The 19,729-nt window shown below is 64.3% G+C and carries 20 protein-coding genes and 1 pseudogene; 12 read left to right on the forward strand and 9 right to left on the reverse strand.

What is annotated here, in order from left to right:
• Nucleotides 1-176: 176 nt before the first annotated feature.
• From ACSHT2_RS08285 to ACSHT2_RS08300, 4 genes are all read left to right on the forward strand, one after another.
• On the forward strand, nucleotides 177-584 hold the full coding sequence (locus ACSHT2_RS08285) for a nuclear transport factor 2 family protein (protein ID WP_440641138.1): 408 nt from the start codon (nucleotides 177-179) through the stop codon (nucleotides 582-584).
• Nucleotides 581-760: a hypothetical protein gene (locus ACSHT2_RS08290; protein WP_440641139.1), complete on the forward strand. Its 180-nt coding sequence runs from the start codon at nucleotides 581-583 to the stop codon at nucleotides 758-760. The genes ACSHT2_RS08285 and ACSHT2_RS08290 overlap by 4 nt, the downstream gene beginning before the upstream one ends.
• Before the next feature lie 137 nt (nucleotides 761-897).
• A complete protein-coding gene (locus ACSHT2_RS08295) occupies nucleotides 898-1,509 on the forward strand; it encodes a PilZ domain-containing protein (RefSeq protein ID WP_024340745.1) in 612 nt (203 codons plus the stop codon).
• Between the two features lie 331 nt (nucleotides 1,510-1,840).
• Nucleotides 1,841-2,467, forward strand: coding sequence for a transglutaminase-like cysteine peptidase (locus ACSHT2_RS08300; RefSeq protein ID WP_440641140.1), 627 nt, complete (start codon nucleotides 1,841-1,843; stop codon nucleotides 2,465-2,467).
• A gap of 118 nt (nucleotides 2,468-2,585) precedes the next feature.
• Here ACSHT2_RS08300 and ACSHT2_RS08305 read toward each other — a convergent pair.
• The 4 genes and pseudogenes from ACSHT2_RS08305 to ACSHT2_RS08320 form a co-directional block, all read right to left on the reverse strand.
• Nucleotides 2,586-2,825 (reverse strand): annotated as a pseudogene (locus ACSHT2_RS08305) (Rieske 2Fe-2S domain-containing protein); the annotation flags it as partial.
• A 385-nt stretch (nucleotides 2,826-3,210) separates the two neighbouring features.
• Complete coding sequence (locus ACSHT2_RS08310; RefSeq protein WP_440641141.1) at nucleotides 3,211-6,273, reverse strand: efflux RND transporter permease subunit; 3,063 nt, start codon at nucleotides 6,271-6,273, stop codon at nucleotides 3,211-3,213.
• Nucleotides 6,274-6,332: 59 nt separating this feature from the next.
• Complete coding sequence (locus ACSHT2_RS08315) at nucleotides 6,333-7,448, reverse strand: efflux RND transporter periplasmic adaptor subunit (protein WP_440641142.1); 1,116 nt, start codon at nucleotides 7,446-7,448, stop codon at nucleotides 6,333-6,335.
• On the reverse strand, nucleotides 7,445-9,037 hold the full coding sequence (locus tag ACSHT2_RS08320) for an efflux transporter outer membrane subunit (protein WP_440641143.1): 1,593 nt from the start codon (nucleotides 9,035-9,037) through the stop codon (nucleotides 7,445-7,447). The genes ACSHT2_RS08315 and ACSHT2_RS08320 overlap by 4 nt, the downstream gene beginning before the upstream one ends.
• A gap of 82 nt (nucleotides 9,038-9,119) precedes the next feature.
• On the opposite strand from ACSHT2_RS08320, the gene ACSHT2_RS08325 reads away from it, so the two are divergent.
• Entirely contained in the window at nucleotides 9,120-9,839 is a 720-nt protein-coding gene (locus tag ACSHT2_RS08325) for a TetR/AcrR family transcriptional regulator (RefSeq protein WP_440641144.1), read from the forward strand.
• Nucleotides 9,840-9,851: 12 nt separating this feature from the next.
• Here the strand turns inward: ACSHT2_RS08325 and ACSHT2_RS08330 are convergent, their stop codons facing one another.
• Nucleotides 9,852-10,562, reverse strand: a complete 711-nt coding sequence (locus tag ACSHT2_RS08330; protein ID WP_440641145.1) for a GntR family transcriptional regulator — start codon at nucleotides 10,560-10,562, stop codon at nucleotides 9,852-9,854.
• 253 nt (nucleotides 10,563-10,815) lie between these two features.
• Between ACSHT2_RS08330 and ACSHT2_RS08335 the strand changes: the two genes are divergently transcribed.
• The 6 genes from ACSHT2_RS08335 to ACSHT2_RS08360 all read left to right on the forward strand — a co-directional run bounded on the left by ACSHT2_RS08335 (nucleotide 10,816) and on the right by ACSHT2_RS08360 (nucleotide 16,617).
• Complete coding sequence (locus ACSHT2_RS08335; RefSeq protein WP_440641146.1) at nucleotides 10,816-11,802, forward strand: ABC transporter ATP-binding protein; 987 nt, start codon at nucleotides 10,816-10,818, stop codon at nucleotides 11,800-11,802.
• Nucleotides 11,803-11,844: 42 nt separating this feature from the next.
• Nucleotides 11,845-13,134, forward strand: coding sequence for an ABC transporter substrate-binding protein (locus ACSHT2_RS08340; protein WP_440641147.1), 1,290 nt, complete (start codon nucleotides 11,845-11,847; stop codon nucleotides 13,132-13,134).
• Nucleotides 13,135-13,138: 4 nt separating this feature from the next.
• On the forward strand, nucleotides 13,139-14,098 hold the full coding sequence (locus tag ACSHT2_RS08345; RefSeq protein ID WP_440641148.1) for an ABC transporter permease: 960 nt from the start codon (nucleotides 13,139-13,141) through the stop codon (nucleotides 14,096-14,098).
• A 2-nt stretch (nucleotides 14,099-14,100) separates the two neighbouring features.
• Complete coding sequence (locus ACSHT2_RS08350) at nucleotides 14,101-14,979, forward strand: ABC transporter permease (RefSeq protein WP_440641149.1); 879 nt, start codon at nucleotides 14,101-14,103, stop codon at nucleotides 14,977-14,979.
• 20 nt (nucleotides 14,980-14,999) lie between these two features.
• Nucleotides 15,000-15,731 (forward strand): aspartate/glutamate racemase family protein, encoded by a 732-nt coding sequence (locus ACSHT2_RS08355; protein ID WP_440642799.1) that lies wholly within the window; start codon nucleotides 15,000-15,002, stop codon nucleotides 15,729-15,731.
• A gap of 391 nt (nucleotides 15,732-16,122) precedes the next feature.
• A complete protein-coding gene (locus tag ACSHT2_RS08360; RefSeq protein WP_440641150.1) occupies nucleotides 16,123-16,617 on the forward strand; it encodes a hypothetical protein in 495 nt (164 codons plus the stop codon).
• 181 nt (nucleotides 16,618-16,798) lie between these two features.
• On the opposite strand, the gene ACSHT2_RS08365 is transcribed toward ACSHT2_RS08360, so the two are convergent.
• The 4 genes from ACSHT2_RS08365 to ACSHT2_RS08380 form a co-directional block, all read right to left on the reverse strand.
• Entirely contained in the window at nucleotides 16,799-17,176 is a 378-nt protein-coding gene (locus ACSHT2_RS08365; RefSeq protein WP_440641151.1) for a hypothetical protein, read from the reverse strand.
• Nucleotides 17,177-17,279: 103 nt separating this feature from the next.
• A complete protein-coding gene (locus tag ACSHT2_RS08370) occupies nucleotides 17,280-17,618 on the reverse strand; it encodes a hypothetical protein (RefSeq protein WP_440641152.1) in 339 nt (112 codons plus the stop codon).
• Between the two features lie 146 nt (nucleotides 17,619-17,764).
• Nucleotides 17,765-18,295 carry a gamma carbonic anhydrase family protein gene (locus ACSHT2_RS08375; RefSeq protein WP_440641153.1) on the reverse strand — a complete coding sequence of 177 codons (531 nt, stop codon included), beginning with the start codon at nucleotides 18,293-18,295 and terminating at the stop codon, nucleotides 17,765-17,767.
• 82 nt (nucleotides 18,296-18,377) lie between these two features.
• The gene (locus ACSHT2_RS08380; RefSeq protein WP_028180891.1) at nucleotides 18,378-18,707 is read right to left on the reverse strand and encodes a DUF6949 family protein; all 330 of its coding nucleotides are present in this window, start codon (nucleotides 18,705-18,707) and stop codon (nucleotides 18,378-18,380) included.
• 221 nt (nucleotides 18,708-18,928) lie between these two features.
• On the opposite strand from ACSHT2_RS08380, the gene ACSHT2_RS08385 reads away from it, so the two are divergent.
• Nucleotides 18,929-19,636 (forward strand): hypothetical protein, encoded by a 708-nt coding sequence (locus ACSHT2_RS08385; protein ID WP_440641154.1) that lies wholly within the window; start codon nucleotides 18,929-18,931, stop codon nucleotides 19,634-19,636.
• Nucleotides 19,637-19,729 lie beyond the last annotated feature (93 nt).

Here is a 19,729-nt window from a genome sequence, read left to right on the forward strand (position 1 = left end):
TTGCCCGCTTGTTATGATTTGTGGTGCGAGCGTATCGCGCAGCGTATCATAGCTCAGCCCGCGACGGCGGAAGTGGCCTATGTGACCGGCGCACCCGCATTGCGTTGCAAACCCGCATTTCGGCAAGAAATTTGCAACGACGCGCAGTGCCGCACCAATTCGATTTCGGAGAGCCCATGACTGAGAACATACGCGCGCTCTTCGATCGCTGGGAACGGGTTTGGCACGAGGGGCGATTTGACTTCATCCCGGACTGCGTGGGATCGCATTACATCCGTCATGACGAAAGAGGCGACAGGACCGTCACGCGGGACGAGTATGCTGCGGAATTGCAGACTGTGCACCGAGACCGGCCCGGAATCCGCGTCGTGGTGTATGATCATTCTTTCTCGACCGACCGCGCGTGGTTCCGATTTGCATTCGTTTGGCCCGATCCGACGACCGGCGAGAAGCGCAGCCGCGCCGGCATGCAAAGCTATCGTATTGAAGGCGGCAAGCTGGCCGAGACCTGGATTGCGATGCTTGGTCTTGGGACCGCATGGGCCGACGAGCCCCAGGTAAGCTGGACCCGCCGCAAGGAATGAGCAGCTCTAAGTTCGATCCCGCCGCATCCAATGCCCGCATCGGGGCGACCATCCGCATTATGGACGGCCAACAGGTCATGCCCAGATGGCGGGCTTTGCCCGCGATCTCGGCCGCGGTGCTGCTGGCGCTGCTGGGCCTGTTGCATCGGCAGGGGCGAGGACGGCTTGAACGGTGACGCCGGCCCTCTGGACGTGGCTTTCGAACGCATTGTTTCCGTTCGTGAACCGACGTCTCCAATCCTAACGCGGCATTAACCCTATGCACCTTAGGGTCGTCCCGGACTCCGCCCGGGCGGGGGGTCGGGTGTTGAAAATGGCGTTGGCGAACAAAAAATTTCTTCCGGCCGCCGAGGAGCGCAGGCGCTTCCAGCGGGTGAAGGTGCACCTGCTCGGCCGTTACATGCTGCCGGACCGCCGGGAATTCCCCTGCCAGGTGATCAACATGTCGCCGGGCGGCCTCGCTTTGCTCGCGCCCGGCATCGGCAATGTCGGCGACCGCGTCGTCGCCTATCTCGACCATATCGGCCGCGTCGAGGGCAAGATCACCCGCATCATCGACAACGGCTTCGCCATGACGATCGGTGCGACGCCGAGGAAGCGCGACAAGCTCGCGGCCCAACTGACCTGGCTCGCCAACCGCGACATCCTCAATTTGCCGGAGGACCGCCGTCACGACCGTATCGTGCCGCGCAACCCCATCGCGGTGCTGACGCTGGAGGACGGCACCAAGATGACCTGCCGCATCATCGACCTCTCGCTGTCAGGCGCCGCGATCGCCGCGGAGAACCGCCCGCCGCTGAAATCGACGGTGCTGCTCGGCCGGGTCCAGGGCCGCGTGGTCCGAAACCTCGAAGACGGCTTCGCGCTGGAGTTCCTGCACGAGCAGCCGATCGAGACACTCGAAGAGAGCGTTACCGCGCGGTAAAGCGCGAGGACGCGAAAACCCCGTTATTTCCAGGCTCGAAGGCGGCCTCCGCGATGCGGACGCCGCCTTTTTCATGTCCCGCGGCGAGCCCCCTTGCGGTTAACGCGTCGGTTGCGGATGGGCGCAAACCACGCTTCTGCCAGCGTTTCCGCCTTAACCGGTAAAATTTGAATCAATTGCAGTCATGTCGAATTTTACTCGAATTCGATTCAAGTATAGATCGAATTCGCCGCGCCTTTTACTTGCATTCGTCTCGACTTGACTTGACTGACTTAGCGGCAGCTCAAAAGCTCCGTGCGCAATGTGGTCCCAACAAGAAACGGGGACCGCAATGTTTGACTTCAGGGGACAGGGGAAGAGGCTGGCGCTGGCCGCCATGCTCTTCGGGATCAGCGCAGCAGCGCAGGCCGGCGAAAGCCGTATGCTCTACGCGAGCCTCGGCGACACCACGCGTTCGCCGATCGGTTGGGTCGAGTTCTGCGCGGACAACGCCGCTCAGTGCCAGGGCACGCCGCTGCAGCCACGCGACATCGTGATGTCGCAGGCCGCATGGCGCGACCTCGTCAAGGTCAATCGCTGGGTCAACGAGACCGTCAAGCCTTTGACCGACCAGGAGCACTGGGGCGTGATCGAGAAGTGGTCGCTGCCATCAGATGGCTACGGCGACTGTGAAGACTACGTGCTGTTGAAGCGCAAGATGCTGATCGACGCCGGATGGCCGCGCCAGGCCCTGCTGATCACCGTCGTGCGCGACAAGAAGGGCGAAGGCCACGCGGTGCTGACGGTGAAGACCGACAAGGGCGAGTTCGTTCTCGACAATCAGAACGAGAACGTCGTTGCCTGGACGGAGACCGGCTACCGCTTCGTCAAGCGCCAGTCGCAGAGCGATCCCAATGTCTGGGTCTCGCTGGGCGATACCAAGCCGGCGGTCTCCACCGCCAGCGCGAAGGATCAGTAGGAACGAGACAACGAGTTACGCGGCCCGGTCACATCCCCACCCCTCCCCGTCCCAGACCGGTTCGCGCGCGGCCAGCCATCCCCCAATGGCTGGCCGCAACTTTTTCCGGGATGTCCGCTCACTCTGCGGCTTCAAGAGCGGCGGGCTTGTCGGCCTCGCCCAGCGGCGACATTGCGGGGCCATTGAGCGCAGTGCCATCAGCGGCGAGCTGCGACCCGTGACACGGGCAATCCCGGCACTGCTCGAGTGAATTCCAGTGCACGCTGCAGCCGAGGTGGGTGCAGCTTGCAGAATGCCGATGCCCGTTCCGGTCCCGGTACGCCGCGATCCTTTTCAGGCCGCTGCGGACAAGCGGCCCTCACCCGGCAGCCGGCGCGCGGAAATGCCAGAAGTCGCCGCGTTCATTAGGAACCTTCATCGTGCTCGCGCTTGAACCGGCATGAAAAATCCATCACCCGGAATGCGCAGGGCGCTACGCCAGGCTCAATTGTACGGGCACCTGCTCGTCCGAAATGACAGGCTGTATCACCCAGGAGGCAATCATCCGATCTGCTCGATCCAGCTTGCACGAGAGATGGTCAGGTCAGGATGGATGACCAAGCAGAACGGCGAATACGAGATCACGCCTGACGGGCAGCTTGCCGCCGAAAGCGAACTCAATCGCTGACGTGGACCGCCTCCCTGCCCCAGACCGGTTCGAGCGCGGCCAGGCCTCTTCCAAAGGCCGACCGCAACTTTCTGGGCTATGCCGGCGCTGGCTCGGCGGGAGCCGGAGACGCAGCTGGCCGCGCGATCAGGGCATAGGCGACCGGCACCACGAACAGCGTGAACAGCGTACCGATCGACAGCCCCGTCGCGATCACGAGGCCCATGTTGTAGCGCGACACCGCGCCCGCCCCGCTCGCGGTGATCAGCGGAACGACGCCGAGCACCATCGCCGCGGTCGTCATCAGGATCGGCCGCAGCCGGATCGTCGCCGCCTCGATGATCGCCTCGGTCACCCCCTTGCCCTCGAGGCGCAGTTCGTTGGCGACCTCGACCATCAGGATGCCGTGCTTGCTGACGAGGCCCATCAGCGTGAGCAGCCCGACCTGGGTGTAGATGTTGAGGCTGGCACCGCCGATGCCGAGGCTGATGAAGATCAGGGCGCCGGCCAGCGACATCGGCACCGACACCAGGATCACGATGGGATCGAGGAAGCTGTTGAACAGCGCCGCCAGCGCCAGGAAGATGATGATGACGGCGAAAGCGAACGTCGTGACGAAGCCGCCCGACTCCTGCTCGAGCTGCCGCGAGGCGCCACCGAAATCCACCGTGTAGCCGGCCGGCAGGGTCTTCGCGAGATCCTTGAGCGTGGCGAGCGCGCTGCCCATCGACACGGTCGGCATCGCAACGCCCGAGATCGTCGCCGCATTGATCTGCTGGAAATGATTGCGCGATTGCGGAACGGTCCTGTTCTCCAGATGGGCTACGGTCGAGAGCGGCACCATCGAATTGTCGCTCGCCTTGATGTAATAGCCTAGCAACTGGTCTGCCGTCAGCCGATCGTTCTGCTTGGCCTGAGGAATTACCTTGTAGGAGCGGCCGTCGAGGCTGAAATAGTCGAGATAGTTGCCGCCGAGCATGGTCGCGAGCGCACCGCCGAGATCACTCATCTTCAGGCCGAGATCACCGGCCTTGTCGCGGTCGAAGGAGACCAGCGTCTGGGGCCTGTCGATTTTCAGGTCGGTATCGAGGAAGATGAATTGGCCGCTCTTCAGCGCCTGCACCATGAAGTTGCGCGAGACCTGGTCGAGCTCGTTGTATGAACCGGTCGTACCGATCACGAACTGGATCGGAAGGCCGTTGCTGCCGGGCAGCGGCGACGGCTGGAAGGCGACCGAGCGCGTGCCGGCGATGGTGTTGAGCAGGTTCTGGAAATCCGGCTGAAGAGTCTTCGTGGTCAGGCTGCGCTGGTCCCAGGGCTTGAGCACCCAGCCTCCGATCGCCTGGGTGGGCGTGTCGATCTGGAAGAGGGTCTTCGTTTCCGGGCGCTTGGCCACGAGATCGTAGACCTGCTGGCTGTAGAATTGCCGCTGCTGAAGTGTCGCTGAGGGCGCCGACGTCGTCAGCGAGAGCACGACACCCTGGTCCTCGTCGGGCGCGAGCTCGCTGGTCGAGGTCGCGTAGAGCCAGGGAATGCCGGCCAACAGCAGCAGCGCGAACACGGCCACGACCGGCTTCATCGCAAAGACGGCCTCCAGCCGGCGGCGATAGGCGCCTGAGAGCCACTCCAGCACGTGGTCGATCGTCCGGACCAAGCGCGCCTCCCAGTTCGTCGCATCGCGCTCGGTCTTGCGCAATAGCCAGGCGCAGTTCATCGGCGACAGCGTCAGCGCGATCACCGCAGATACCGTGACCGCGCCTGCGAGCGTGAAGGCGAACTCGGTGAACAGCGCGCCGGTGAGGCCGCCCTGGAATCCCACGGGCACGTAGACCGCGATCAGAACCACGGTCATGGCGATGATCGGGCTCGCCAGCGCGCGTGCGGACTGGATCGCGGCCTCGACCGGCGCGACGCCTTCGTCGATCAGCCGGTGCACGCTCTCCACGACGATGATGGCATCATCCACCACGAGCCCGATGGCGAGCACGAGTGCAAGCAGGGTCAACAGATTGATGGAAAAGCCCATCAGCAGCATCAGCCCGAATGTTCCGATCAGCGACAGCGGGATCGCGATCACCGGGATCAGGACCGATCGCCACGAGCCCAGGAACAGGAACACCACCACGATCACGATCAGCACCGCTTCCACCAGCGAGTGGACGACCTCGTCGATCGAGGAATTGACGAAGTCGGTGGAGTCGTAGAGCACCTCGCCGACCAGACCGTTCGGAAGCTGCGCCTTGATGTCGGGCAGGACCGCCTTCACACCGTTGATGACGTCGAGCAGATTGGCCGTGGGCGCCGTCTGGATGCCGATATAGACCGCCGTCTTGCCGTTGAATTTCGTTTCGCTGTCGTAGTCGTCGTTGCCGAGCGTCACGTTCGCGACGTCACGCAGGCGGATGATGGCGCCGTTGACGGTCTTGACCACGAGGTTGCGGTACTGCTCCAGCGAATGGAGGTTGGTCGAGGCAGCAAGGTCGACCTGCACCAGCCGGCCCTTGGTCGTGCCGAGGCCGGAGATGTAGTCGTTGCCCGACAGCGCGGTCGATACCTCGGTTGCGGTGAGGCCGTAAGCCGCCAGCTTGTCGGGATCGAGCCAGGCCCGGAGCGCAAACTTCTTGGCGCCCAACAATTCGGCCGTCTGCACGCCGGAGACGGCCTGAAGGCGCGGCTGCACCACGCGCGTGAGGTAGTCGGTGATCTGGTTCGGCGCCAGCACGTCGCTGGCAAAGCCGATGTACATGGCGTCGATGGTCTGACCCACCTTGAGCGTCAGCGTGGGCTGCTGCGTACCGCTCGGGAACTGATTGAGCACCGAATTGACCTTGGCATTGATCTCCGTCATCGCCTTGCCGGAGTCGTAGTTCAGCCGCAGATTGATCGTGATGGTGCTGGTGCCGGTGACGCTGCTCGACGTCATGTAGTCGATGCCGTTGGCCTGGGCGATGGCGTTTTCGAGCGGAGTCGTGATGAACCCGGCGATGATGTCGGAATCCGCGCCGGCATAGGCGGTGCTCACCGTGACGATGGCGTTCTGCGTGCGCGGGTATTGCAGGATCGACAGCGTCGCCATCGAGCGCAGGCCGAGCACGAGGATCAGGGCGCTGACCACGAGCGCCAGCACCGGCCGGCGGATGAAGATATCAGTGAAACGCATCTTGTCCTGAACTCGTTTCTCGGCACTCTTTGTTGCGGTATCCCGCGCCGTCGCGAAGCCTACTGATCGACGATGTTCGGCGCGGCTTCGGCCTGCGGCACGTGCGTATTGTCGATCTTGACCGGGCTGCCGTTGCGCAGCTTCAACTGGCCGGCGATGACCACGGTCTCGCCCGGCTTGATGCCGTCGTTGACCGCGACGCGGTCGCCTTTCGGGGGCCTCGTCTTGACGAACATCTGCCGCGCGGTGCCCTGCCCATCGCGGAGATCGTCGACGAGGTAGACCAGGTCGCCGTAGGAATTGTTCACGATTGCGGTGAGCGGGAGGGTGACGACCTGCTCGGGCTTGCCGACCGCGATCTCGACCTTTGCGAACATGCCCGGCAGCAGCCGGGCCCCGCCATTGCGCAAGGTGGCGCGAACCTGGACGTTGCGGCTGCTCGAATCCACCTTGGCGTTGATTGCCGTGATCTGCCCGGTGAAGCGCTCGGCCGGAAAGGCATCGACCGCGACCGACACGTCCTGCCCGATGCGGATCGAGGCCAGCGCCTGCTGCGGCAGGTAGAAATCGACATAGATCGGATCGAGACTCTGCAGAGTGACGATGCTGGTGCCGGCGGAGAGGTACTGGCCGAGATCGACGGCGCGGATACCGAGGCGCCCGGAGAACGGCGCCTTCAGCGTCTTCTGCTCGAGCAGGGCCTTCTGCTGCTCCACCAAGGCCTGGGCGTTCTTCAGGTTGGCCCTGTCGCTGTCGACCGTCGCCTGGCTCACCGCGTTGAACTTGATCTGCTCCTCGTCGCGCTTGAGCACGATGGCATAGTTCTCCGCCGTCGCCTGCAGTGAACGCAGCTTGGCGAGGTCGTCGGTCGCCACCAGCGACAGCAGGGTCTGTCCCGCCGTGACGCTGTCGCCCGAGGAGAACTCGATGCTCTGCACGATGCCGGCGACCTGGAGCGCGAGATCGGCGCCGTTGACGGCGCGCAGCGAGCCGACCGCGCTCAGGCTGGACTGCCAGGGCGCGTTCGCGGCGACCACGGTGGAGACGGTCTGCGGCGGATTGGCCAACGCGCCGATGGCCCTCCTGATCATGATCTCCTTGAACGTCTGGAATCCGTAAAGGCCGCCGAACAGGATCGCCATCCCGCACAGCATGATTGTCATCCGCTTGATCATCGCAACGCGTCCTCGGTCTTCTTGTCGGTGCCGGCGAAGTAACCGGCATTGGCGCGCGGCAGCGCGTCCGGCGTTTCATCCACGCGATTCCACCAGCCGCCGCCGAGCGCCTGAAACAGCGCGGCGGTGTCGGTGAAGCGGGTCGCCTGCGCCTTGACGCGCGACACCCGTGCGTTGAGGTAGGATTGCTGGGCGTTGATGATGTTGGCGTACGGCACGGCGCCGGTCTTGAACTGCTCGACCGCCATCGCGAGGCTGTCGGCCGTCGCCTTCTCGGCCGCGGCCTGCGCCTTCAACGTCGCGGCGTCGTACTGGATGGCGCGCAGGGAATCCGCGACGTTCTGGAACGCGGTCACCACCGTGCTCTTGTAGAGCGCGAGATCCTGCTCGAACGCCGCCACGTCGGCTTCCTTGGTGTGGTACAGCGTTCCGCCGTCGAAGATCTTCTGGCTGACGCTGGAAGCGGCGCTCCAGACGATCGTCTCGGGCGAGAACAACCGCTCGGGGCTGGTGGCGCCGTAGCTGCCCGAGAGCGTGAGCTGCGGCAGCAGGTTGGCGATGCCGACACCGACGGTTGCGGTCGCCTGATGCAAGGTCGCCTCGGCCTGACGGATGTCCGGCCGCTGCCGCACCAGCTTCGAGGGCAGCGACACTGGCAGCCGCCCGGGCAGGCGTAGATCGGCCAGCCGCACATGCTCGCCGCGGTCCTGGCTCGGCAGCCGGCCGAGATACGCCATCAGCTGGTTGCGCTGTTGCGCCAGCTGCTTCTGCAGGGGAGCCAGCGTCGCCTTGGCTTGCGCCAGCGTCGCCTCTTGCGACAGCAGGTCGGATTTCGAGATCGCACCGATCTCGAACTGGCGCTGGATGCGCGCCAGCTGATCCGACTCCGCCTTGATGATCTCCTCGGTCGCAAGGATTTGATCGCGGAGCGAGGCATCCGTGATCGCGGCCGTCACCACGTTGGCGGTGAGCGCGAGATAGGTCGCTTCGAGCTTGAAGCCCTGATAGTCGGCCTGGGCTTGCAGCGCCTCGACCTGACGCCGCGTGCCGCCCCAGATGTCGAGCGTGTAGGATACGCTGACGGAAGCGTTGTAGAGCGTGTAGGTCGAACCTTGCGCCGGCCATTGCCCCGATTGCGACGTGCTCGTCCGGTCGCGCTCCGCCGAGGCGCTGCCTGACACCTGCGGAAACAGGCTGCCCTGCTGCGCCAGTGTATTCTCCCGCGCATAGCGAAGGGCGAACTGCGCCGCCTGCACGTCGGGATGATTGCGGATGGCCTCCTCGACAAAGGCGTTGAGCTGCCGCGAGCGGAATAGCGCCCACCAGGCGCCGGGAATGTCCCTGCCTGTTTCGAAGCCCTGCGAATTGCCGCCGGTCACCGGCGCACTCGTGGTGGCGGCCGGGCGCTGCTCGCGTGTATAGCCGGCCACCATCGGTCCGTCCGGCGACACGAAGTCCGGTCCGACGGCGCAGGACGCCAGCACAACGCCGCAGAGCGAGACGCCGGCCCAGGCCGAGGCCCGCGCCGGCCGCCACCCTCCTGCGACGACGGGGACGTGCCTGGACCTGCCTGGAAGATGAGCTGTCAAAGAACTAAACCGTTTAGTTTTTGTCCGGGAGGCTGTATGTTGCAGGTTGGAACCAAAAGTCAAGCCGTGGGGTTACGGGTCAATGACGACGACGGTGCATAAGGCGCAGATGCGAGAGACCAAAGAGCTGGCCGAAACGAGTCAGAAGCCGCGCGCCAGGGCCAAGCACAGCCGGATTCTCGACAGCGCTCGCGTTCTTTTTCTCGATCAGGGGTTCGATGCCACCAGCATGGACGCGATCGCGCGCGCGGCCGGGGTCTCGAAGGCGACGCTCTACGTTCATTTCGACGACAAGGACGATCTGCTGCTCGCGCTCGTGAACGAGGAGTGCAAGCGCTTCGGGCCGAAGACGCTATGGCGCGACCACGGCGGCAAGATCGATCTCAGGGCAGAACTCCACGCCATTGGCACGGCGTTCCTCGAAGCCTTTCTCGACCAGCGCGGGCTTGCCGTGCACAGACTCGTGATGTCGTGCGCCTCGCGCTATCCGCGCGTGGCGGAAGTTTTCATGAAGTCCGGACCGGAGCGCTGCGACGCCGAGGTGGCTGCCTTCCTGCGTGCAGCGCAAGCGCAGGGCCTTGTCGAGGTTCCCGACGTCGGCGTGGCGGCGACGCAGTTTCTCAGCCTGATTCAAGGCAAGGAGATCCTGAAATGGACGCTCTCGATGAAAGCGCCGAGCCCGGCCCGCCATCGCGCGCTGATCGAGAATGGCGTCAACGTATTTCTCGCCGCCTATGAGCGACGTCCCGCCGCCGCAAAGCAGATGCGGCGAAAGCCGACGAAGGCATCTGCACGCCGCTAGTATCAGGATCGCTCAGGCGCCAAGCAGCACGTCGGCGAGCCGCCAATCCCCTGCAGCGAGCTCCTTCAGGAACAGTTCGGCCTCGATCTCCTGCAGATGCGACAACATCAGCGCGCGCGCGGCCTCGCCGTCGCGCCGGCCGATCGCCTCGACGATTCCCGCGTGATGATCGGTGCCGCAGGCCGGCGTGTCGTGGCGGCGGTAGAGCAGGATGATGAGCGAGGAGCGCGCGATCAGCTCCTTCAGGAATCCGAGATAGATGCTGTGGCCGCTCATCTCGGCGACGAGACGATGAAACTCGCCGGAGAGCCGCACCGATGCGCGCGCATCGCCGCGCAGCTCCGCCTCGCGCTCCTCGGTGAGATGGCGCTGCAGGCGATCGAGCCAGGCCGGCGACGCCGCGTCGATCGCATGATCGACGATGGTGAGCTCGATCAGGCGCCGCGCCTCGAACACTTCGCGGGCATCCGCGGGCGTCGGGCGCGCGACGAAGGCGCCGCGATTTTTCTCGATGTTGACGATGCCCTCATGCGCGAGCTGCTGGAGCGCGGTGCGCACCAGCGTGCGGCTCGCGCCGTAGATCTCGCCGATCTCGTCCTCGCCGAGCTTCGTGCCAGGCAGCAGGCGATGTTCAAGGATCGCGGCGGTCACGCCCTCCCGGATACGGCTGACGCGATCGCTCGCATCTGGCGCATCGGATTTCTGGCGGGTCTTGGCGGCCATGGCGTGAGGGCTCGATCGGCGACGTTCCCTCGAATGTTAGTCGACGAGCTGTATCCAATCACAGGCGAAACTTTATACAATCCTCGCTCGTTTTGTGTGCAGGCGTCCGCGCATGTGCCGGCAGGCCAAACTGCGCCGGCATTGACCTAACGATCTGACTCCGCTGCACAGTTCTCGAAATTCGACTGGCCGCGGGCTGTTGGCACGGACCTTGCGGAGAGAGGCCGGACGCATCGCCCTCCTCGGACACGCCATGGCCACTCCCGCCGCTCTCGAACTGGTCGCCGTCACCAAACGCTACGACGCCACGCTGGCGGTCGACAACGTCAACCTGAAGATCCCGGCCGGCACCTATTGCTGCCTGCTCGGCCCCTCCGGCTGCGGCAAGACCTCGACCCTGCGCATGATCGCGGGGCACGAGGCGGTCAGCGAGGGCGACATCATCCTGGGCGCGCAGAACGTCACCGACCTCGAGCCCGCCAAGCGCGGCACGGCGATGATGTTCCAGTCCTACGCGCTGTTTCCGCACCTCTCTGTGCTCGACAATGTCGCATTTGCGCTGAAGATGCGCGGCGTTGACAAGCCGACGCGGCACAAGCGTGCCGGCGAATTGCTCGAGCTGGTCGCGATGAGCCAATATGCAGGCCGCCTGCCGGCGCAGCTCTCCGGCGGCCAGCAACAGCGCGTCGCGCTCGCCCGCGCACTGATCACCGAGCCGCAGATACTCCTGCTCGACGAGCCGCTCTCCGCGCTCGATCCGTTCCTGCGGGTGAAGATGCGCGGCGAGCTGAAACGGCTGCAGCGCGAGCTCGGCATCAGCTTCATCCAGGTCACCCACGGCCAGGAAGAGGCGATGGCGCTCGCCGACCACATCGTGGTGATGAACCACGGCCGGATCGAGCAGCAGGGTACGGCGCGCGACATCTTCCACCATCCCCGCACCGAATTCGTGGCCCGCTTCATCGGCGGCCACAATGTCCTCAGCGACGCCGGCAACCTCATCGCCGTCCGCGCCGATCAGCTTGGCATCGTGCCGTTCGCTGACGGCGCGTTCGGCGCGCCGGCGCTGCTGACCCAAACCGAGTACCAGGGCTCCTACATCGCCGTCTCGCTCACGCTCGACGATGGCACCGCCCTGTTCTCCCACATTCCCGAAGCCGCCTTCGACGTCCACCCGTTCCGTCCGGGCGACCGCGTGCTGGCCACCTGGGATCCCGCCAAGGCGCGACGCCTGCAATAGCGCCGATCGATCACTGGAATGCGCAACAGAGGAGTGACTGATATGAGCGAGACCACCAGAACGACCGGCGTCAGCCGCCGCACGCTGCTCAAGGGCACCGCAGGTCTCGCCGGCCTTGCCGCCGGCTCGGGCGCGATCACCGGCTTTCCCTACGTGAAGTCGGCCGACGCGAAGGTGCTGCGCTATCTCGGCACCGCCGTGAACGAGGGCGACGACATCTCCAGGCAGTGCCTGAAGGACACCGGCATCAAGATCGAATATATCACCGCGACCACCGACGACGTCACCAAGCGCGTCATGACCCAGCCGAATTCCTTCGACGTGCTGGACACCGAATATTTCTCGCTGAAGAAGATCGTGCCGTCGGGCAACATTCTTCCGCTCGATGCCAAGAAGATCAAACAGTTCGACAACATCACGCCTGTTTTCACCAAGGGCGAGACGCCCGGCGGCAAGAAGATCGGCGGCCAGGGCACGGCGCCCTGGAAGGTGCTCTACCTCGAAGGCAAGGACTCCAAGAAGTTCGCGACGTCGGCGACCGAATTCGTGACGCTGATCCCGACCGTCTACAACGCCGACACGCTCGGCATCCGCCCCGACCTGATCAAACGGCCGATCAATTCCTGGTCCGAGCTGCTCAACCCCGAGTTCAAGGGCAAGGCCTCGATCCTCAACATCCCCTCGATCGGCATCATGGACGCTGCGATGGTCGTGGAAGCCTCCGGCAAATACAAATATGCCGACAAGGGCAACATGACCAAGGAAGAGATCGATCTCACCATGAAGGTCATGACCGAAGCCAAGAAGGCTGGTCAATTCCGCGCCTTCTGGAAGGATTTCAACGAGAGCGTCAACCTGATGGCCTCGGGCGAGACCGTGATCCAATCAATGTGGTCGCCGGCGGTGACGAAGGTGCGCTCGATGGGCATCCCCTGCACGTTCCAGCCGCTCAAGGAAGGCTACCGCTCCTGGGCCTCCGGCTTCTGCGTCTCCAAGGGAGTCTCGGGCGCAAAGCTCGAATGGGCCTATGAGTTCGTCAACTGGTTCCTGTCCGGCTATGCCGGCGCCTATCTCAATCGCCAGGGCTATTACTCCGCCGTCCTCTCCACCGCGAAGGCGCACATGGAGCCCTACGAGTGGGCCTACTGGATGGAGGGCAAGCCGGCCGAGAAGGACATCAAGGCGCCCGACGGCTCGCTGCTCGAGAAGGCCGGCGCGGTGCGCGATGGCGGCTCCTACGAGGACCGCATGGGCGCGGTCGCCTGCTGGAACGCCGTGATGGACGAGAACGACTACATGGTCCGCAAGTGGAACGAGTTCATCGCGGCGTGACCTGATGGACACCTCCGAGGACATCCTGCATCACGCATCCCCGGACCTCATCCGGGGATCGGAGACGGCGCGCCGCAGCAAGGCGGCGCGACTGTCACCGTCTTTCATCTCCTGGCTTCAGGCCGGGCCGATGATGCTGGTGTTTCTCGCCTTCTTCCTGATCCCGCTCGTCTTCGTCGTCATCGTTTCGTTCTGGGATTACAACGAATACCAGTTGCTGCCGGCCTTCTCGGGCCGCGGCTACACCGACACGTTCGAAGGCTGCATCGCGCAGCTTCCCGAGCTCTGCACGATCGGCAAGACCTATCTGAAGACGCTGAAGCTGTGCTTCCTGGTCTGGGCCATCACGCTGTTCATTGGCTTCTGGGTCGCCTATTTCCTCGCCTTCCACGTCAAGTCCAAGACCTGGCAGATGGGATTGTCGCTGCTGTGCACGATCCCGTTCTGGACCTCCAACGTGATCCGGATGATCGCCTGGATTCCGCTGCTCGGGCGCAACGGGCTGGTGAACTCAGGCCTGATGAAGACGGGCCTGATCAATCATCCCGTGGAATGGCTGCTGTTCTCCGAATTCTCCGTCGTCCTGGCGCTGGTGCATCTCTTCACCTTCTTCATGGTGGTGCCGATCTTCAATTCCATGGTGCGCATCGACAAGTCGCTGATCGAGGCGGCCTATGACGCCGGCGCCACCGGCTTCCAGACCCTCGTCAACGTCATCATTCCGCTCGCAAAACCCGGCATCGTGATCGGCTCGATCTTCGTCATCACCATCGTGATGGGTGACTTCATCACCATCGGCGTGATGGGCGGCCAGCAGATCGCGGCCGCCGGCAAGATCATCGAGACGCGCGTGAACGCGCTGCAGTTCCCGGCCGCCGCCGCCAATGCCGTGATCCTGCTCGCGATCACCTTCCTGATCATCACCATGATGTCGCGCATCGTCGACATCAAGAAGGAGCTCTGAGCATGAGGGAAGGACGTCCGCGCTCTTTCTACCTGCTTGCGATCTTCTTCGCGACCTATGTGCTGTTCCTCTATGGGCCGATGATCGCGATCTACGTGCTGTCGTTCCAGGGGCCGCAGGGCGGCCTCACCTTCCCGATGAACGGCGTCTCGACCTTCTGGATCGCAAAACTGTTCCAGGGCACCGGCATCGTCGATCTCGGCGCGGCCTTCCGCCGCTCGCTGCTGCTTGGCATCATCGTGATGATTGTCACCGTCGTGCTGTCGGTCGCTGCCGGCATGGCGTTCCGCCGTAAATTCAGGGCGCAAAGCATCCTGTTCTATTCGGCGATCGCGAGCCTGATCGTGCCCTCGATCATCACCTCGCTCGGCATCTCGCTGGAATTCCGCATCGTCGACGACCTGATCAAGGCGCATTGGAACGAGAATTTCGAAACCTCGATGGGCCTGCTCACTTCGGGCCTCGGCGCGCATCTGACCTGGACGCTGCCGTTCGGCCTCCTGATCATGTTCGCAATCTTCAACCGTTTCGACCCGCGCCTCGAGGAAGCCGCCCGCGATCTCGGCGCGACGCCGTGGCAGACGTTCCGCTACGTCGTGCTGCCGATCATTCTCCCCTCCGTGATCGGCATCGGCCTGTTCGGCTTCACGCTGTCCTGGGACGAGCTCGCCCGCTCCAGCCAGGCCATCGGCGCGGTGAATACATTGCCGCTCGATCTGCAGGGCCTCACCACCACCGTAACGAACCCCGACATCTATGCGCTCGGCACCGTGATCTCGGCCGTGTCGTTCACGATGATCGCCCTTGCGCTCGGCACCATCCACATGCTCAACAAGCGGCAGGCGGCCAAGGGTTCGGACGCCGGCAAGGGACTCGTCTGACAAGGGACTTGTCTGATCCGATGCGGCTGCACGTCGTCAATCCCAACACCACTGCGTCGATGACGGCAAAGATCGCCGCTGCGGCGCGCAGCGTCGCCCTGCCCGGCACGGCAATCGACGCGCGTCAGCCGTCGATGGGCCCGGTTTCGATCGAGGGGTTTTACGACGAGGCCTTCGCGGTCCCCGGCATGCTCGGCTGCATCCGCGAGGCCGACCGCGACGGTGCGGAGGCGCACATCATCGCCTGCTTCGACGACACCGGCCTCGACGCCGCGCGCGCCGCCGCGAAAGCGCCGGTGATCGGCATTGGCGAAGCCGGATTCCACATGGCGAGCCTGATCGCCGCGCGCTTCGCCGTGGTGACGACGCTCGGTGTGTCCATCGTGCCGATCGAGCACAATTTGCGGAAATACGGACTCGCCGAGCGCTGCGCCCGCGTCCGGGCGGCCGAAGTGCCGGTGCTCGCACTGGAAGAGCGCAACACCGATGCGCTCGGCAAAATTTCGGCGGAGATCACTGCCGCGATTCGCGACGACCGCGCCGAAGCCATCGTGCTCGGCTGCGCCGGCATGGCCGACCTTGCCGCCGAGTTCGCCGCCATGCACGGCCTGCCCGTGATCGACGGCGTCACTGCTGCGGTGACGCTGGCGGAAGCGCTGGTGCGGCTGGGGCTGAAGACCTCCCGGCTCGGGCCCTATGCCGTGCCGCGATCGAAGCCCTACGATGGACTGCTGTCGCAGTTTCGGCCGTAGGCGCGGCACCAGACACCTATGGACGGCAAGACCGGAATCGGGTTCGACGACCGCTTCACCGCCCACGTCACGGCCCGCACCCATACCGCGACGGTCGGCCTCGCCTAGCGATTCTGATGCGGAATCGCTAACGAGCGAAGCCCTGATCAACCGGGGTCAGCAACGCGTCCTCGGGCGAACGCCTGCGACCCGGATTGAGCGAATCTCACGAAACCCGGCGGAAAAGGTGTTATTGAACCTCCTTTTTTGAAGACGCCGCCCCCTTAAGCCCAACCAGCCTCTTTTTGGTCCCATTCCTTGCTGAAACCTAACGCTTTCGAGACGCCCCGGTCGCCCCTCTGGGTTGCCGGCCTTCGCCACTCACCAAGTTTCAATTTGGGTCTTGTAAGCGATGATCGATCTCGCCCGGGACACACCGTCCACATCCCTCCTTCGCCTTGGCGGCCAGCCCATCGCGCTGACCGCTGCAGCCCTGTTGCTCCTGATCGCGGGCGTGACTTCAATCGCGATCTGGCGTGCCTATACCGGCGCCGCCCCTGAGAGCGACCGCGTGGTGGCATCCCGGCAGCTCCAGGCCCGCGCGGCCCAGGCATCCGAGCAGTTGGTCGAGAAGACCAAGGGCCTGGAGGCGACCCAACAGGAGTCGATCGACCAGCTCCAGGTGGTGCAGGACCAGCTCCAGACCATGAAGCGGCTGCTCGCCGCGCAGCAGGCCGACACCAAGCGCCTGTCCGAGCAGGTGGCGGCCCTGAACGAATCCATCGACGGCTTGCGGCAGTCCTTTGCCAGTGCACGTGCGACCGAGGTCGAAACGCCGTCGGTCACCCGCAGGAAACCGGCGCGGCACCGCGTCCAAACCAGCGCGCGCAAGCGGTCGCGCGGCTGAGCCGATCAGTTTCGGGAACTTTATTTTCGCCGTTTGTGAACTGGATCACATTCGCCCGTTTGATTCCGCGCGATGTTGGCGCTTACCGGATGGCGTGAGCCGATTTCAATATCCGGGGCTGGCAAGGTCGTTGACGGTATACTGCGTCAACGGCCTTGTTTTTTAACAGCTATTCCGCGCCTCACTCGCAGACGTCAACCCGACGGTATCGCCATCCGGACGGCGTCTTGACGCGCTTCCGCGCGACATAGCAGCCGCCATAACCATCGTTGTAGCCGGTACCATAATAGTAGGGATCACCGTAGTAGGGATAACCGTAGCCGTAATAGCCGCCGTAGTAGCCGGCACCGAAACCCGCCCCAATGGCAACACCTGGCCAGAAGCCGCCGCCATACCAAGGGCGATGCCCCCAGCCTCCGCCATGGAAGCCACCGCCGTGAAAGCCTCCACCATGGAAGCCTCCGCCACGTCCGAAGCCGCCGCGCGCCTCGGCCGCCTGCGGCACCAATAGTCCGAACGCCGCCACAGTCAGCGCCGTCATGATCATCTTGCGAAACATCACTCGATCCTCCGCGTGGACACGCTCCACGCTTCAAAGCAGGACCAAGCTAACGTCGGTTGGGAGTTCGTGACAGCGACGCTGTCTCACTTCCGCGCGAGCATCAGCAGCCGCGGCAGATGCTCTTCATTTTCCTGTCGAGCTGCCGGTTCTCAGCGTTCACCGTTGCATCAGCCGCCCCACCTCCGCCGGTGCCGGTGGTGACTCCGGAGCCGGGGCCGGATGATTGAGCCGTACCCAGGCTGTTGGTACCGGGCGGCGGAACTGGCGCGCTGGCGGTGCCACCCATCGACCCCGCCGAACTTCCGGTCGATCCCACTGAGCCTCCGCTCGATCCGGTCGTGCCGCCGGTGGTTTGCGCGAACGACAGGGCGGGCATCGCCGCGACTGCGAGGATCATGATCGTTGTCTTGATTGAACCGCTTGCAGACGATCTGGCCATCGGAAGTCCTCCTTCGCCGGTCAACCGACGCGGTGAAGACCGGTTCCGGAGCAAATGTCGTTACATCAGCTTGTAAGCGAGAGAGGCAAGATTGCGATGACCGATCGCGATCCCCTTTTCCGAGGGCGAACGCCCCGCAGCTGAGCTCAACCGATCCGCTTCAGGCCCTTCTTGAAACGCGGGCCGTTGGCGACATAGAACTTGGCCGCGCTTCCCATTCGCTGCACCTGGGCGTCGTCGAGCGGGCGGATCACGCGCGCCGGTGAGCCGATGATCAGGGATCGTTCAGGAAATTCCTTCCCCTCGGTGATGACGGAACCGGCGCCGACAATGCTGTTGCGGCCGATCCTGGCCCCGTTCATCACGATCGAGCCCATGCCGATCAGTGCGCCCTCCTCGATGGTGCAGCCATGCAGGATGACATTGTGGCCGACCGTGCAATTGCTGCCGATGTGAAGCGGAAAACCGAGATCGGTATGGCAGGTCGAGCCGTCCTGCACGTTGGCGCCCTCGCCGATCTCGATCCACTCGTTGTCGCCGCGCAGCACGGCGCCGAACCAGACGCTCGCGCCCGGCTTCAGGCGCACGCGGCCGATCACGGTCGCGGTCTCCGCGATGAAATAGTTGCCGTCGGCGGGAAGATCGGGCGCCTGCCCGTCGAGCTCGTAGATCGCCATCAAGGTCTCCTGTCGGGTTGACCCAGCCATAGCGAAACGACAGCCCCGACGCAAAGGGCCGCCCGCGCTCAGAGCGCGGGCCTCAGACCAGAATGCCGGCCGCGCGCAGCGTCATCAGAAAGAAGGTGCCGCTCATCATGCTCCAGAAGCCGGCGATGACGGTCGCCATCATCACGAATTCCACGCGGCGGCTTTCCACCTGCACGCCGCGCAGCGTGTTGCGCATGATGATGAAGGGTGCGGCGAACACCAGGAACGGAACCGCCGCGAACGTTTTCGGCGCCACGCCATCCTGCAGCAGGCCGAAGCCGGCGGGCCGCTGCGCGAGCGCCTGGTAGCCGTTCACGAGCGCGCCCGCGAGCGCGAAACCGATGCAGATCGAAAAGAAAGTATTGAGGGCTTCAGGTGTCATCGGAACAGTCCGCACTTACGCAACGCCGGAGCCTTCCTGTGACAAAGAGTGCCGGTTAACGCTACATTATCCTTAAGGGAAGGTTAACGCGGCCGGCCGGTCGACGCAGAGCCATCCCCGCTCGCCGCAGCCGGCAACGCTCCGCGAAACCGCCATCGCGTGGCATATTCGCCGCTGATTCGTCGGCCATCGGCCGACTTCCGACTCGACTTGCGCAATTCATGACGGTGTTTTCGGCAGCTTCCCTCAGGTCCCCCCGCACGCGCACCCGCGCGCATGTCGTCCCGATCCTGCTCGGGGGCACTGCCGCGGCATGCGCGGTTGCGCTCGTCGCCTATTTGCTGTGGCCGACCTGGGGCAGCAGGGGCGCGAACGCCCCGGACAAGCTGCCGGTGAGCATCGGCGGTACGCTGTTCAACCTGCCGGTGACCGCGATCCGCATGAAGATCCAGCGGCACTCGGGGCCGCAGGAGCGCATCGATCTCGACTTCCTCTATCCCTCCCTGGAGCCGCCCGGCCCGCCGAAGCACGTCACCGCCGACACGGTGGAAGCGGCGGTGCAATCGATCGACCGCATCTTCCTGTCGATCGCGGCCCATCACGATGCGCTCTCGCCCGAGCAGCGGACGGCCACGATCTATCCGCGCTATCTCGATCAGGCCGCGACCATGCCCGTGGACGGGCTGACGATGCGGATGTTCCGCACCGACACGCCCTACGGCAGCGAGGATCTCTATTCCGCGGCAAACCCCGCGCTGACCGCGCGCTGTACCCGCGATGCGGCGACACCCGGCATGTGCCTCTCGGAGCGCCGCGTCGGCGGGGCCGACCTCACCTTCCGCTTTCCGCGGAACTGGCTGTCGCAGTGGCGCGACGTGGCGGAGGCGATGGACAGGCTGACGGCGCAATTGCGCGGACCGCACAGCTGAGCTCGGCCGCTCGCCCGCAGCAAGATCGAAGCCTCCCTGAACAAGAACATCGAAAACAACCCCATGCACAGTAGCCAAGTTGTTGCGCTTATT

Source organism: Bradyrhizobium sp. PUT101, assembly GCF_052043945.1.
Taxonomy (GTDB): domain Bacteria; phylum Pseudomonadota; class Alphaproteobacteria; order Rhizobiales; family Xanthobacteraceae; genus Bradyrhizobium.

What these genes read in the sequence shown, in the direction of transcription:
- ACSHT2_RS08290 (WP_440641139.1), top strand. Translation starts at nt 581, where the DNA reads ATGAGCAGCTCTAAGTTCGATCCCGCCGCATCCAATGCCCGCATCGGG.
- ACSHT2_RS08365 (WP_440641151.1), bottom strand. Translation starts at nt 17,176, where the DNA reads ATGTTTCGCAAGATGATCATGACGGCGCTGACTGTGGCGGCGTTCGGA.
- ACSHT2_RS08325 (WP_440641144.1), top strand. Translation starts at nt 9,120, where the DNA reads ATGACGACGACGGTGCATAAGGCGCAGATGCGAGAGACCAAAGAGCTG.
- ACSHT2_RS08370 (WP_440641152.1), bottom strand. Translation starts at nt 17,618, where the DNA reads ATGGCCAGATCGTCTGCAAGCGGTTCAATCAAGACAACGATCATGATC.
- ACSHT2_RS08295 (WP_024340745.1), top strand. Translation starts at nt 898, where the DNA reads ATGGCGTTGGCGAACAAAAAATTTCTTCCGGCCGCCGAGGAGCGCAGG.
- ACSHT2_RS08345 (WP_440641148.1), top strand. Translation starts at nt 13,139, where the DNA reads ATGGACACCTCCGAGGACATCCTGCATCACGCATCCCCGGACCTCATC.
- ACSHT2_RS08340 (WP_440641147.1), top strand. Translation starts at nt 11,845, where the DNA reads ATGAGCGAGACCACCAGAACGACCGGCGTCAGCCGCCGCACGCTGCTC.
- ACSHT2_RS08310 (WP_440641141.1), bottom strand. Translation starts at nt 6,273, where the DNA reads ATGCGTTTCACTGATATCTTCATCCGCCGGCCGGTGCTGGCGCTCGTG.
- ACSHT2_RS08285 (WP_440641138.1), top strand. Translation starts at nt 177, where the DNA reads ATGACTGAGAACATACGCGCGCTCTTCGATCGCTGGGAACGGGTTTGG.
- ACSHT2_RS08315 (WP_440641142.1), bottom strand. Translation starts at nt 7,448, where the DNA reads ATGATCAAGCGGATGACAATCATGCTGTGCGGGATGGCGATCCTGTTC.
- ACSHT2_RS08380 (WP_028180891.1), bottom strand. Translation starts at nt 18,707, where the DNA reads ATGACACCTGAAGCCCTCAATACTTTCTTTTCGATCTGCATCGGTTTC.
- ACSHT2_RS08350 (WP_440641149.1), top strand. Translation starts at nt 14,101, where the DNA reads ATGAGGGAAGGACGTCCGCGCTCTTTCTACCTGCTTGCGATCTTCTTC.
- ACSHT2_RS08300 (WP_440641140.1), top strand. Translation starts at nt 1,841, where the DNA reads ATGTTTGACTTCAGGGGACAGGGGAAGAGGCTGGCGCTGGCCGCCATG.
- ACSHT2_RS08355 (WP_440642799.1), top strand. Translation starts at nt 15,000, where the DNA reads ATGCGGCTGCACGTCGTCAATCCCAACACCACTGCGTCGATGACGGCA.
- ACSHT2_RS08330 (WP_440641145.1), bottom strand. Translation starts at nt 10,562, where the DNA reads ATGGCCGCCAAGACCCGCCAGAAATCCGATGCGCCAGATGCGAGCGAT.
- ACSHT2_RS08385 (WP_440641154.1), top strand. Translation starts at nt 18,929, where the DNA reads ATGACGGTGTTTTCGGCAGCTTCCCTCAGGTCCCCCCGCACGCGCACC.
- ACSHT2_RS08335 (WP_440641146.1), top strand. Translation starts at nt 10,816, where the DNA reads ATGGCCACTCCCGCCGCTCTCGAACTGGTCGCCGTCACCAAACGCTAC.
- ACSHT2_RS08375 (WP_440641153.1), bottom strand. Translation starts at nt 18,295, where the DNA reads ATGGCGATCTACGAGCTCGACGGGCAGGCGCCCGATCTTCCCGCCGAC.
- ACSHT2_RS08360 (WP_440641150.1), top strand. Translation starts at nt 16,123, where the DNA reads ATGATCGATCTCGCCCGGGACACACCGTCCACATCCCTCCTTCGCCTT.